The 13,360-nt window shown below is 51.6% G+C and carries 13 protein-coding genes; 11 read left to right on the top strand and 2 right to left on the bottom strand.

Translation table 11 applies throughout. The features are described 5' to 3' along the window. Positions 1–97: 97 nt before the first annotated feature. On the bottom strand, positions 98–259 hold the full coding sequence (locus VF724_RS10145; protein WP_371754127.1) for a hypothetical protein: 162 nt from the start codon (positions 257–259) through the stop codon (positions 98–100). A 459-nt stretch (positions 260–718) separates the two neighbouring features. Here VF724_RS10145 and hisS point away from each other — a divergent pair, with 459 nt between their 5' ends. The 7 genes from hisS to VF724_RS10110 all read left to right on the top strand — a co-directional run bounded on the left by hisS (position 719) and on the right by VF724_RS10110 (position 8,454). Further along, positions 719–1,972: a histidine--tRNA ligase gene (hisS, locus tag VF724_RS10140; RefSeq protein ID WP_371754126.1), complete on the top strand. Its 1,254-nt coding sequence runs from the start codon at positions 719–721 to the stop codon at positions 1,970–1,972. A 44-nt stretch (positions 1,973–2,016) separates the two neighbouring features. Beyond that, positions 2,017–3,786, top strand: coding sequence for an aspartate--tRNA ligase (gene aspS / locus VF724_RS10135; protein WP_371754125.1), 1,770 nt, complete (start codon positions 2,017–2,019; stop codon positions 3,784–3,786). Positions 3,787–3,850: 64 nt separating this feature from the next. Continuing rightward, entirely contained in the window at positions 3,851–4,609 is a 759-nt protein-coding gene (locus tag VF724_RS10130) for a tRNA threonylcarbamoyladenosine dehydratase (protein ID WP_371754124.1), read from the top strand. Between the two features lie 6 nt (positions 4,610–4,615). Continuing rightward, entirely contained in the window at positions 4,616–5,923 is a 1,308-nt protein-coding gene (locus VF724_RS10125) for a replication-associated recombination protein A (RefSeq protein ID WP_371754123.1), read from the top strand. Positions 5,924–6,331: 408 nt separating this feature from the next. Then, positions 6,332–6,649 (top strand): ArsR/SmtB family transcription factor, encoded by a 318-nt coding sequence (locus tag VF724_RS10120; RefSeq protein WP_371754122.1) that lies wholly within the window; start codon positions 6,332–6,334, stop codon positions 6,647–6,649. A 23-nt stretch (positions 6,650–6,672) separates the two neighbouring features. Next, positions 6,673–7,095 carry an arsenate reductase (thioredoxin) gene (arsC, locus tag VF724_RS10115; RefSeq protein WP_371754121.1) on the top strand — a complete coding sequence of 141 codons (423 nt, stop codon included), beginning with the start codon at positions 6,673–6,675 and terminating at the stop codon, positions 7,093–7,095. A gap of 66 nt (positions 7,096–7,161) precedes the next feature. Then, entirely contained in the window at positions 7,162–8,454 is a 1,293-nt protein-coding gene (locus VF724_RS10110; RefSeq protein WP_371754120.1) for an arsenic transporter, read from the top strand. 216 nt (positions 8,455–8,670) lie between these two features. On the opposite strand, the gene mnmA is transcribed toward VF724_RS10110, so the two are convergent. Then, the gene (gene mnmA, locus VF724_RS10105) at positions 8,671–9,801 is read right to left on the bottom strand and encodes a tRNA 2-thiouridine(34) synthase MnmA (protein ID WP_371754119.1); all 1,131 of its coding nucleotides are present in this window, start codon (positions 9,799–9,801) and stop codon (positions 8,671–8,673) included. 262 nt (positions 9,802–10,063) lie between these two features. Here mnmA and cymR point away from each other — a divergent pair, with 262 nt between their 5' ends. The 4 genes from cymR (at position 10,064) to VF724_RS10085 (ending at position 13,341) form a co-directional block, all read left to right on the top strand. Beyond that, a complete protein-coding gene (gene cymR / locus VF724_RS10100; RefSeq protein WP_371754118.1) occupies positions 10,064–10,483 on the top strand; it encodes a cysteine metabolism transcriptional regulator CymR in 420 nt (139 codons plus the stop codon). Between the two features lie 12 nt (positions 10,484–10,495). After that, the gene (locus VF724_RS10095) at positions 10,496–11,647 is read left to right on the top strand and encodes a cysteine desulfurase family protein (protein ID WP_371754117.1); all 1,152 of its coding nucleotides are present in this window, start codon (positions 10,496–10,498) and stop codon (positions 11,645–11,647) included. A 281-nt stretch (positions 11,648–11,928) separates the two neighbouring features. After that, complete coding sequence (locus VF724_RS10090; RefSeq protein WP_371754166.1) at positions 11,929–12,129, top strand: YrzR-like zinc ribbon domain; 201 nt, start codon at positions 11,929–11,931, stop codon at positions 12,127–12,129. Between the two features lie 141 nt (positions 12,130–12,270). Beyond that, entirely contained in the window at positions 12,271–13,341 is a 1,071-nt protein-coding gene (locus VF724_RS10085; RefSeq protein WP_371754116.1) for an AI-2E family transporter, read from the top strand. The last annotated feature ends 19 nt before the right edge of the window (positions 13,342–13,360 follow it).

The following is a 13,360-nucleotide window of genomic DNA, read 5'->3' as shown; positions in this document are numbered from 1 at the left end:
TTTGTAATCTGATTTTCATTCTCCTTTAATATACCTTGCTTATAATAACCATTGACCCCCTTTTTAATGATATATACCGAATTGTTGAACCTACAAATTAATTTGTAGGTTTCTTTCTTTGTCCGGAATCCTTCGCCGGTTGATTGCCGAGGCAATCAAAGCAAAGCAGCCGTTTGTCCTCGTCGACCGCACCTTCGAGGAATCCGTCCCTGCAGAAAATTTCCTTTTGGCATTGCGCACAGCGCCCCACCAGTTCCACGAACCTTCCCTCCCGCTGATTCTGATAAGTCGATTGTAACATAATTCTTGCTCTTGGCGGATCGTTCTTGACTTTGCCGGACATGGATATTACAATCAAATGGAAGTTAATGATGCTTTGATTCGATGAAGGGATAAAGTCATTCGGCCCCACATACCCAGAGAGGGAGGTCAAGGCTGCAAGCCTCCCGATGATGACTGAATGAGAGACCTCCCTGAGGACAGGCGATGAACGGACCGCAGACGGCGGCTCCCATTAGTTGCGCTGCGTGAACGGGCGTTAACCGTCAGAGTGCAAAGACCCGGACGAAGGAAGGACCGGTTTCGTTCGGAGCTTTGAATGTGGGTGGTACCACGGGTGATTTGCGGCTAATATCTCCCGTCCCTGACAGCGGTCAGAGATGGGGGATTTTTTGTTTGCGGGAAGTGATTCATCGATCTCAACAGGGGGGGATGGCTTATGGTATTGCAAAAACCGAAAGGAACACAGGATTTGCTTCCGGGAACGGTGGAGAAATGGCAGTACCTGGAACAGAAGGCGAGGGATGTATGCCGCCGCTTCAACTACAAGGAAATTCGCACGCCGATTTTTGAGCATACGGAGCTGTTTCAGCGGGGCGTGGGTGAAACGACCGATATCGTGGAGAAGGAAATGTATACCTTCCGGGACAAGGGAGAGCGCAGCATGAGCCTGCGTCCGGAGGGGACGGCCGGAGTCGTGCGCGCCTATGTTGAAAACAAATTGTACGGCGAGCCGGAAATCAGCAAGCTCTTTTATATCGGTCCGATGTTCCGCTATGAACAGCCGCAGGCGGGACGCTACCGGCAATTTCATCAATTCGGTATCGAGGCTTTCGGCTCTGTCGATTCGACGCTGGATGCCGAGGTGATTGCCCTTGGGTACTTATTCTATAAGGAAATCGGCCTGAAGGATGTCAGAGTCGAGGTCAATTCCGTGGGAACGCCGGAGGACCGTGCCCTCTACCGCAGCAAGCTGCTGGAATTTTTGACGCCGCTGAAAGACAAGCTGTGCCGGGACTGCCAATCCCGGCTCGAACGCAACCCGCTGCGGGTTCTTGATTGCAAGGTGGACCAGGGGCATTTTGAGGGAGCTCCGTCGATTTTGGACAGCCTCAGCGAAGCATCCAGCGCGCATTTTGAGAAGGTGCGCGAAGCTCTGGAAGCGATGGGCATTCCGTACTCCGTCAATCCCCGGTTGGTCCGCGGGTTAGACTATTATACGCATACCGCATTTGAATATAAAGCGGAAGGCATCGGAGCCATCGATACGGTCGGAGGCGGCGGGAGGTATAACGGATTGGTCGCCCAGGTCGGGGGACACGATCAGCCCGGGGTCGGACTCGGACTTGGACTGGAACGGATTCTGCTCGTGATGGAAGCCAAGGGCATTGAGATACCGCCTTCCCCCCAACCGGATGTCTATCTGATCGCCCTTGGCGAACAGGCCGAAATGAAGGCTGCGGAACTATTGTTTCAATTAAGAAGCAGGGGACTGACGGCGGAGAAGGATTACCAGTCGCGCAAAATGAAAGCCCAGCTGAAATCGGCCGACAGGCTCCAAGCCCGGTACGCCGCGATTCTCGGTGAGGATGAGCTGGCCGCGGGAAATATATCCCTGAAAAATTTGGCCGACGGACAGCAGGAAACGATTCCGTTGGACAGGCTGGCCGAGGCCCTTGCAGAGAAAAAGTAAATTTAAAATAAAAACCATCATTTCGAAGGGGAGTACGAATCATCATGTTGCTGAAGACGCATGACTGTGGGAAATTGAGCAAGAGCCATATCGGCGAGACGGTTGTTCTGAACGGCTGGGTGCAAACCCGCCGTGATTTGGGGGGAGTGCTGTTCATCGACCTGCGCGACCGGAGCGGGATTGTGCAGATCGTTTTTAATCCCGACTTTTCAGGGGAAGCGCTGGCCGCGGCTGACCGCGTAAGAAGCGAATATGTATTGGCGGTAAAAGGCAAGGTGGTGGAGCGTGATCCGGATACGGTCAACCCGAATCTTCAGACGGGAGATATCGAGGTGCGGATCACCGAGATTGAAATTTTCAATTCCGCCAAAACGCCGCCGTTCTTTATTGAAGACGGGATTGAAACGGATGAATCGGTTCGGCTCAAATACCGCTACCTGGATCTTCGCCGGCCCGAAATGCAGCGCACGCTGATGCTGCGTTCCAAAGCCGCTAAGGTGTTTCGCGATTACTTGGACGAGAACGGTTTTTTGGAGGTCGAGACTCCGATCTTGACAAAGAGCACGCCGGAGGGCGCGAGAGATTATCTTGTTCCCAGCAGGGTTCACCCCGGGGAATTTTTCGCGCTTCCGCAATCGCCGCAAATTTACAAGCAGCTGCTGATGGTCGGCGGCATGGAAAGATATTATCAAATCGCCCGCTGTTTCCGCGACGAGGACCTGCGTGCCGATCGTCAGCCGGAATTTACCCAGGTGGACATCGAAACTTCGTTCCTGTCCCAGGATCAGCTGCTGTCCATGATGGAGGAATTGATGGCGCGCCTGTTCAGGGAAACCGTCGGCGTGGAAATTCCCACTCCGTTTATGCGCATTCCGTACGAAGAGGCGATCGGCAAATACGGTTCCGACAAGCCGGATCTCCGCTTCGGCTTGGAATTAGTCGATCTGAGCGATCTGTTTGTGAACAGCGAAGTGAAGGTGTTCGCTTCCGCCATCGCCAAAGGCGGGCAGGTCAAGCTTTTGAACGCGAAAGGCTGCGGAACATGGAGCCGCAAAGAAATCGATGATCTCGGCCCGTTTGCCGCACGCTACGGAGCAAAGGGCTTGGCTTGGATTCAAGTGAAGGACGGCGAAATGAAGGGGCCGATCGTCAAGTTTTTCTCGGCATCGGAGCTGGATGCGTTGAAGGAGAGAGCCGGGGCCGAAGAAGGAGATCTGCTGCTGTTCTCTGCAGACAGCAAAAAAGTCGTCGCCGATGTGCTCGGCAATCTTCGTTTAAAAATCGGGCGCGAGCTCGGGCTGATTGACGAAAGCCAATTCAAATTCGCTTGGGTCGTGGACTTTCCGCTGCTCGGCTACGATGAAGAGCAAAAACGCTATGTCGCGGAGCACCATCCGTTCACAAGGCCGAAGACGGAGGATTTGCACTATTTTGATACGGATCCCGGTCAGATCCGCGCCCAGGCATATGACCTTGTGCTTAACGGATATGAGGTCGGCGGCGGTTCCATGCGGATCTATCAGCGCGACGTGCAGGAAAAAATGTTCAATGCACTTGGATTTTCGAAGGAAGAGGCCAACGACAAATTCGGATTTTTGCTTGAGGCATTCGAATACGGAACACCTCCGCACGGCGGAATCGCCTTTGGATTCGACCGGCTGGTCATGCTGCTGTCGCACCGGAGCAACCTGCGGGAAACCATCGCATTCCCGAAAACTGCCAGCGCGACGGATTTGCTGTCGGCGGCTCCTTCTCCGGTCGATTCCAAACAATTGGAGGAGCTGTCCATCCGCGTGGCGGTCAAAGCTCAATAAGGGCTCGCGATGCCTAAATCCGCCGCTGCGGGCTGCGGCAGTTTGAAGAAGGGGGAACACGGGCATGCTTCACCAATTTTCCAGAACCGAGCTGGCCATCGGCCCCGAAGGACTGGAGATCATGAGGAACAGCACAGTGGCCGTTTTGGGCATCGGCGGGGTCGGATCGTTCGCCGTCGAAGCCCTGGCGCGAACGGGTATCGGGCGAATCGTCATGATCGACAAGGATGTTGTGGACATCACCAATATCAATCGCCAACTGCATGCGCTGCTGTCGACGGTTGGGCAGCCGAAAGCCGAATTGATGAAGGAACGGATCCGGCAGATCAATCCGGCCTGTGATGCGGTGGCTTTGCAAATGTTCTATACAGAGGAAACCCATGAGCGGTTGTTCGAACATCCGTTGGACTATGTTGTCGACGCCTCCGACACCATCTCTTATAAAATCCATTTGATCAAGCAGTGTCTGGAACGCAAGATCCCCATCATTTCCAGCATGGGGGCCGCCAATAAGCTGGATCCCACCCGTTTCCAGGTGGCGGATATTTCAAAAACGTCGGTAGATCCGATCGCCAGGGTGGTCCGCCAAAAACTGCGAGAGGAAGGAATTTCCAAAGGGGTTAAGGTGGTCTTTTCCACGGAGGAGCCGTTGAAACCGCGTCAGGACGTGACACAGCAGATTGTGCCGGAGAACGCCCCGGAAATCCGCAAAGCCCAGCAGCCGCCGGCCAGCAATGCTTTTGTTCCGCCGGTCGTCGGGTTCATTATGGCCAGCGTTGTGGTCAGAGATTTATTGGCGAAAAACTTGAAAAAAGGCAGTTGAAGTAAAGTGGATTTGTTTTCATATCAGCAGTCGTCCCGTCCGGCAGCGCTGTTGGCTGACCGGATGCGGCCGGCAACGCTGGACGAATATTACGGACAAGAGCATATCGTAGGCAAAGGGAAACTGCTGCGCAGGGCGATCGAAGCCGATCAGGTGACCTCGATTATTCTGTACGGTCCGCCGGGCTCCGGAAAAACAACGCTCGCGAACATTATTTCGCATCACACCAAATCCGAATTCTTGAAGCTGAACGCGGTGGACGCCTCAGTCAAAGACGTTCGCGACGTCATTGAGCAGGCCGGGACGAATCTGGATTTGTATGGAAGGAAAACGATTCTTTTTCTGGACGAAGTGCATCGCTTCAACACCTCGCGGCAGGATGCCCTGCTGCCTGCAGTGGAGCAAGGGATCATCATTTTCATCGGGGCGACGACGGAAAATCCGTTCCACCATGTGAACGGAGCCCTGCTCTCCCGGTCCACGCTGTTTCAGCTGCAGCCGCTGAACCATGGGCATGCCCTTCAGGCGCTGCAAAGAGCATTGGCGGACAGTGAGAGAGGACTTGGCTTTATGGATTTGCAGGTCGATGCCGAAGCGCTGGAGCATATTGCCCGGATGGCCAATGGAGATATCCGCAAGGCATTGAACGCCTTGGAATTGGCGGCTATGACGACCGCTCCGGAAGCGGACGGAAAAATCAGGATCACGATGGAAGTGGCGGAGGAATCGATCCGCAGGCCGATCGTCAAGGCTGACGAATCAACGCAGTATGACGTGCTTTCCGCATTCCACAAAAGTGTCCGGGGATCCAGCGATGCGGCTCTGTTCTGGTTTTTGTACGCCGTGGAAAAAATGGGGATGGATCCGATGGTATTTCTCCGCAGATTGATTGTGGCCTGCAGTGAAGATATCGGATTGGCCAATCCTCAAGCAATGGTGCAGTCGGTGACGGCGATGGATGCTTACCACAAGATCGGCTGGCCTGAGTCGAAGTATGTTATTTCCCAGGCAATATTGTTTGCCGTGGAGAGTCCGAAATCGAATTCAATTCCGCTTGCGATCGAGCGGGCGATGAGGCGGATGGAACAAATTAAAACGGCCGAGGTGCCGCTGCATCTTCGGGATGCCCACTATCAAGGGGCTGAACAATTGGGGCATAAGGGCTACAAGTACCCTCACGATTACCCGGGCCATTTCGTCGATCAGGCATATCTTCCAACGGGATTGGAGGGAGATGTATTTTTCGAGGCCTCCGAGCAGGGCATGGAAGAAAAAATGAAGATCAATCAGCTGCGCAGGAGAGCGAAGGGCTGACGATTAGCGGCGGGAGAAAAAAATAGCTGTCCATGCCTTTAAATAGATTCGGTATGATAAATAATATAGAAACGCCTTTGTTACGATATATAGAACCTTTCTAATATGAAACATCATGCACAAATTGTTCTTTTCCAACCAGACCAATATATCTACCGGTAAGGGAGAATTGTATAGGAGCTAATAAGCAATCTGCGGCTCTACGACCACTATACCTTCAATTTGGGTGCTGCGACTTCGACGACCGCCATTTCAACCATTCTTTTTAGGAACCGCGAACCTTCTTATTCGAAATTTCCCGAACACCGCTAAAAGCTTGCCTATTGAAGCCATTTACAAAAACTTAACTTTTAAATATAATTTAATGATTATATAATTAATGGATGCTGGAATGGAGGTGGGGTACCGATGGATGAAACCGAAAAAATGTCCGAAATCTTCAAGCTGCTCGGGGATAAAACCAGACTTACCATTTTGGCGTTGCTTAAGGAAAGAGAATGCTGCGTATGTGAACTGGTGGATATCCTGCAAACCAGCCAGCCGAATGTCAGTCAGCATATCCGAAAATTGAAGGCGGGAGGATTGGTCAGGGAGCGGCGGCACGGCCAGTGGATTTATTATTCCTTGAATCAGACAAGCCACCCTGCTCTGGAGCAAATCCTGGGTTTATTGCCTTCACAGAGCGGGCGCATTGAAGAAAGTGCCCTGAATAAATGCCCGATATAATAAAAAGAAGGGGAGTTGCCATCATGGGAAAGCCATTGATCTATTTTATTTGCACAGGAAATTCCTGCCGCAGTCAAATGGCGGAGGGTTGGATGAGAAAGCTGGGGGGAGACCGTTTTGAAGTGAAGAGCGCCGGACTGGAAGCTCACGGCTTGAACCCGCGCGCAGTGCAGACGATGAAAGAAGCGGGTGTCGACATCAGCATGCATACTTCCGATCTGATCGATCTGGAGACGTTGAACAAAGCCGCTTATGTGATCACGGTATGCGGGCATGCGGATGAGCATTGTCCTGCGGTCACCAACAAAAATGCGGTGAAGTGGCATTGGGGCTTTGAAGACCCCGCCAAAGCGACGGGCACGGAAGAGGAAATCACGAGCAAATTCGCCGAGGTGCGCGACGGCATCCGCGCAAGGATCGAGCAATTTTTATGTGAAGGAAAATAACCGTGAAGGAAAATAACGCAGTATTTTAAATTTTATTCCGCAAAGATTCGGAGGAATTTCAGACTTATGGTCTTGATTGCTTTTTTAATTTTCATCATTACCCTGGTTTTTGTAATTTGGCAGCCAAAAGGCTTGAATATCGGCTGGTCGGCCGCCGGAGGCGCAGTTTTGGCGCTTGCTTTCGGCGTCGTCAGCTTTCAGGACGTGGGTACGGTTACCGGAATCGTCTGGAATGCGACATTGACCTTCGTGGCAATCATCCTCATCTCGCTCATTTTGGACGAGATCGGATTTTTCGAATGGGCGGCTCTTCATATGGCCAGATTGGCCAAGGGAGACGGAAAACGGATGTTCATTTACGTCATCCTGTTGGACGCAGCGGTATCGGCCTTGTTCGCCAATGACGGCGCTGCGCTGATTTTAACGCCAATCGTTTTATCGATGGTTCGTGCGCTTAAATTTGAAGACAGAATGATCATGGCCTTTATTATGGCCAGCGGCTTTATCGCGGATACGACCTCGCTTCCGTTCACCGTCAGCAATTTGGTGAACATCGTCTCCGCCGATGTGTTCGGCATCGGCTTTGTCGAATATGCTTCGCGGATGATCATTCCCAATTTGTTTTCATTGGGAGCCAGCATTCTCGTATTGTATCTGTTCTACGGAAGGAGCATCCCTTCCCAATACGCATTTTCGGAGTTGAAAAAGCCCGCAGAGGCGCTGAAGGACATTCGTCTGTTTCGTTTGTCCTGGCTGATCCTTTCGGTGCTTCTGGCGGCTTACCTGACCAGTGAGTTTGTCCGTATTCCGGTTTCCTTCATCGCCGGCATCGCTGCCTTGGTCTTTATTTTGGCAGCCCGAAAAAGTCATGCGATCGATACGAAAAAAGTGATCAAAGACGCTCCGTGGGCCGTTGTCATTTTCTCTATCGGCATGTATGTTGTCGTGTACGGCCTGCGAAATGTCGGGCTGACGGACAAGCTGAGCGGCATCCTGCAGGTGATCGCGGATCAGGGCCTGTATGCGGCGGCCATCGGGATGGGCTTTATTGCTGCAATCCTTTCTTCGATCATGAACAACATGCCGACCGTCATGATCGACGCGTTGGCCGTCAAAGCGACAGGCACGGCCGGCCTGATCCGCGAAGCGCTGATTTATGCCAATGTCATCGGTTCCGATCTGGGTCCCAAAATTACCCCGATCGGGTCGCTGGCCACCCTGTTGTGGCTGCACGTGCTATCCAGAAAAGGGGTCAAAATCACCTGGGGGTATTATTTCAAGGTCGGGATTTTGTTGACGGTGCCCACGTTGTTCATTACATTGACCGGGCTGTATGTATGGCTGCGGCTGATTTCGTGATTTGTTTCAGATGTATTCATTTAGGGTTGCTTCCAGCTGCGTATGGGAAATGCCTCCAAGCTCCGTTGTTTTGAGTTTTTTATCAATTAACTTTCCGATGGTTAAAACTCAAAGCCAAAGTCGCTTATCCGGCATCTTCCCATACTCCGCTTCCGCAGCAAAATGAATGTTTACTAAAAAAATCACGATGCAGCAGGAAAAGTAAGGGCGCCGCGGTCAGTTTGCGGCGCCGGTTTGCATGTATTCGGGAAGCTCCCGGTAGACTTGATCGATTGTGCCTCCTCCAAGGCACTCCTCTCCCTGATAGAATACGACGGCTTGTCCCGGCGTAATCGCTTTTTGCGGCTGATCGAAGACCACATCCCAGGCGCCGTCCGCTTTTCTGAAGATCGCAACCCCTTGATCGGGCTGACGGTAACGGAATTTGGCGGTGCAGCGGAAAGCATCCTCCGGAGCTTCATTGCTGATCCAATGCACATCCGCGGCCAGCAAGCCGCGTGAAAACAAAGCGGGATGCTTCGCACCTTGCGCGACATAGAGAATATTGCCAGACAAATCCTTCTCCGCCACAAACCACGGCTCGCCTGTGCCGGAACCGCCGATGCCCAATCCCTGACGCTGTCCGAGAGTATAGTACATCAGCCCTTCATGCGTTCCTTTGACTTCCCCGTCCAGCGTGCGGATTTGTCCCGGCTGAGCCGGCAAATAGGCGCTCAGGAACTCGCGGAAATTCCGTTCGCCGATAAAGCAGACTCCGGTGCTGTCTTTTTTTCGCGCCGTGGCCAGACCGGCGCGGCTGGCGATTTCCCGCACTTGCGATTTCGGCAGATGGCCGATCGGAAACATGGCTTTGGAAAGCTGGGATTGTCCAAGCAGGTGCAGGAAATAGGACTGGTCCTTATTGGGATCTATGCCCCGAAGCAAACGATAGCGGCCTTCCAGAACATCGATGCGTGCATAGTGCCCGGTAGCGATGAAATCCGCTCCCAGCTGCATGGCCTTGTTCAGAAATTCTCCGAACTTGATTTCCCGGTTGCACATGACATCCGGATTCGGCGTGCGGCCTTTTTGATATTCGTCCAAAAAATAGGCAAACACCTTGTTCTTATATTCTTCCTCGAAGTTGACCGTATAATAGGGGATGCCGATTTGGCCGCAAACCCTGCGGACGTCCTCCGCATCCTCTTCGGCCGTACAGTGTCCGAATTCATCGGTATCGTCCCAGTTTTTCATGAAAATCCCGATCACGTCATAGCCCTGCTGCTTGAGCAGCAGAGCGGAAACGGACGAATCGACGCCGCCCGACATGCCGACGACGATCCGCGTTTCCGCTTTGGATTTATTCATTTTCGAATACCCCGCTTCAATTGGTTATGTCCTATATTTTATCATAAACGAAAATTGACAAACAAATTCTTACTTGAATAATATGAATAATGTGTGATAATGGGTAATGAACAGCGGATGCCGGTTTCATATTTCTGTCAATGTTTCTCGGTCTATATGGGACAGGATTGTGATAACATATAGATACTCATTGGAAAACCTTGAGTTTTTTCAGAAAAACAGGGAAAAATTGTATTATATCGCTGTAAAATGAGGTGCTAGTTTGAAAATCTCGACAAAGGGACGTTACGGACTGACGATTATGATGGAGCTTGCCGGCAAATACGGCGAGGGTCCCGTTTCTCTGAAGAGCATTGCCGAAAAAAACGAGCTGTCGGAGCATTATTTGGAGCAGCTGGTTGCACCGCTTCGGAATGCCGGCTTGGTCAAAAGCATCCGCGGGGCTTACGGCGGATACATTCTGTCCAGACCCCCGGAAGAGATCAATTCGGGCGAAATCATTCGCGTATTGGAAGGACCGATCAGTCCTGTTGATTTCACCGAAGAGGACGATCCGGCCAAGCGGGACCTGTGGATGCGCATCCGCGACAGCATCGCCGAAGTGCTGGATTCAACCACTTTGGCCCATCTCATCAACTATCAAGACGATGGACAACATGACAGCTATATGTTCTATATATAAGGTGATGCCTAAATGACACCCTCCATTTATCTCGATCATGCGGCGACAACTCCGCTGCAGCCGGCTGTATTCGAAGCCATGCTGCCCTATCTGAACGGACATTTCGGCAATCCGTCCAGCATCCATGCCTACGGCCGGGCCGCCCGCAAGGCCCTGAATGACGCCAGAGACCTCATAGCGAATGAATTAGGCTGTCAACCCGGACAGCTTGTTTTTACGAGCGGCGGCACCGAGAGCGACAATCTGGCGCTGTTCGGCGTTTCCAATGCATACGGGAAGGACAAAAAACATCTGATTACTACCCAAGTGGAGCATCATGCCGTTTTGAACGCTTGCCGTCGTTTGGAAGAGCTCGGGTATGAAGTTACCTATCTTCCCGTTGACGGCTCGGGCGTGGTCAGTTTAACGGAGCTTGAGGCTGCCGTCCGGCCGGAAACCTTTCTCATCAGCGTCATGTATGGCAACAATGAAGTAGGGACGATTCAGCCGATATCGGAAATCGGCCGCTTTGCGCGGAAGCAGGGAATCCTGTTTCATGTCGACGCCGTACAGGCGCTGGGCAGCGAAGAGATCGATCTTTCGGACTTGCCCGTCGATTTGATGACATTTTCGGCTCATAAAATCAACGGCCCCAAAGGAGTCGGAGCTTTATACGTCTCTCCTCACGTTCGGCTGTCGCCTGTCTTGTTCGGGGGCAACCAGGAGCGCAAACGCAGGGCGGGAACGGAAAACGTCGCCGGAATCGTCGGCTTCTCCAAAGCGGTTCAGTTCGCCAAGGAGAACCTGTCCGAGAAACGGCAGCAGATGGAGCGGCTTCGGCAGCGATTCCTGCTTACGCTGCAGTCCTGTCTGAATCCGGAATCGGGATTTATCGTGAACGGCAATTCCGACAGGAGATTGCCGCATATTTTGAACGTCAGCTTTCCCGGGACGGATACGGAAACTCTGCTGATGAATTTTGATCTTGAGGGCATAGCCGCCTCCAGCGGGTCTGCTTGCACTTCCGGATCATTTGAATTATCCCATGTGCTTGAGGCTATGAATCTGTCCCCGGAGATTGCCCATTCGGCCGTCCGGTTCAGCTTCGGCTGGGGCAATACGGAAGAGGAAATTCACAGAGCTGCGGAAATTGCCGCAACCATTGTGAATCGTTTGCGTAAATAACTTCGTATTACAATATAGAAGGGATTTCAGCCTTCCGAATTTGCTTGAATAGCTATACCGCCTGACGTGGGACGGGCAGCATTGAATTTTTGGTCCAGTCGGGCAGGCGGATGTTTATTTCAACGACAATTTGGGTAGACAAATAATAGGCTTCGAAATAGATGGGTTGGATTCTTTTCATTAATCGAATAGGAAGCAAGGTGATTCTCATGATGCGATGTCCAAACTGTAATTCCAAGGATATTTCCAAGCACGTCTGCATTTCCGCCGAGCAGCGCCGCATGATGCGATGTCCAAACTGTAATTCCAAGGATATAGGTAAAATCGGCTCCCACCAGTTTTACTGCTGGGGATGCTTTATCGAATTGACGGTTAACGGCGACAAAATGTCCGTCTATCAAGTGGAAGAAGACGGAACGCTGAGCTCGCTGGATGATCTTTTTTTCGAAGAGGAAATCCCGCAGCAAATCCACGCGAATTAATCATGCGCTGCCAGAGCGTCCGGTTCGATCCGATTTTTCGGATAAAGGAGCCGGGCGTTTTTTTGCCTTCAAACGAATGAATGAACCGGTGCAGGTTGTACATATACTGTTAAAAGAAACCTGGGACGGTGAGCATGTCGCATGGAAAAATTTACGAAGAATCGTTTGTTTGTCGCAATGATTTATCTTCTTCTGCTGCTAGCGATTCTCTATATATTTTTACTCATCAAACCGCTGATTATGAATGTTTACGTGTTCTTGCGTGCTGTTTTGGCGCCGTTTTTGATCGCGATGATCATCTCGTATATGCTCAATCCGATCGTCCGGCTGCTGAATGAAAGGAAAGTTCCGCGAACCGTCGCCGTGCTGTTGATTTACGCCGTATTCATTACATCGGTTACAGTCATCATGCTGAATCTGATTCCGATGTTTATGAAGCAGCTGAAAGAGCTGAATGAGCACATGCCGCAGCTGACCATGAAGGCTCAGAATTGGTATGACGGCATAAACCGGAATAAACTGCTTCCGGACAGTATCCGTGAAGGCATCAACCGTTCGCTGATCAATATGGAAAACCAAATCTCCCGATCGGTATCCAAATTCGTCAATGAAATCGGCAGCACGCTGAATATGCTGTTTGTCGCATTCATCATTCCGTTTCTGGCCTTCTATATGCTGAAAGATTACCAGTTGATTGAAAAGACGGCTCTAGCCGTCGTTCCTCAAGCTCACCGGAAGAAAACCATCCGGTTGCTGATCGATATCGATACGGCCTTGGGCAATTATATCCGCGGGCAGTTATTGGTCTGTTTGATTGTCGGCATCCTCTCCTACATCGGCTACCGGCTGATCGGCATGCCCTATCCGCTGCTGTTGGCCAGTCTCGTCGCGATATTCAACATCATTCCTTATTTGGGGCCGTTTTTCGGAGCGGCGCCGGCTATTCTGATGGCTTCGACCATTTCGATGAAAATGGTGCTGATGGTCGTAATTGTCAACATGGTTGTGCAGATCCTTGAAGGCAATGTCGTCTCTCCCCAGGTCGTGGGCAGAACGCTGCATATGCACCCGTTGATGATCATTTTCGCCCTGCTGGTTGGCGGAGAACTGGCGGGTGTGATCGGACTGATTCTGGCCGTCCCTTTGTTTGCCGTGATGAAGGTGATTTTGCAGCATGTTTACCGCTTCTACATTGAACGAACCCCTGCTTAGGGAGAGGGAGTCAATTGTA

This window comes from Ferviditalea candida (genome assembly GCF_035282765.1).
Taxonomy (GTDB): domain Bacteria; phylum Bacillota; class Bacilli; order Paenibacillales; family KCTC-25726; genus Ferviditalea; species Ferviditalea candida.
Note: the sequence above shows the minus strand (reverse complement) of the source record. Positions and strands in the feature narration are given on the sequence as shown.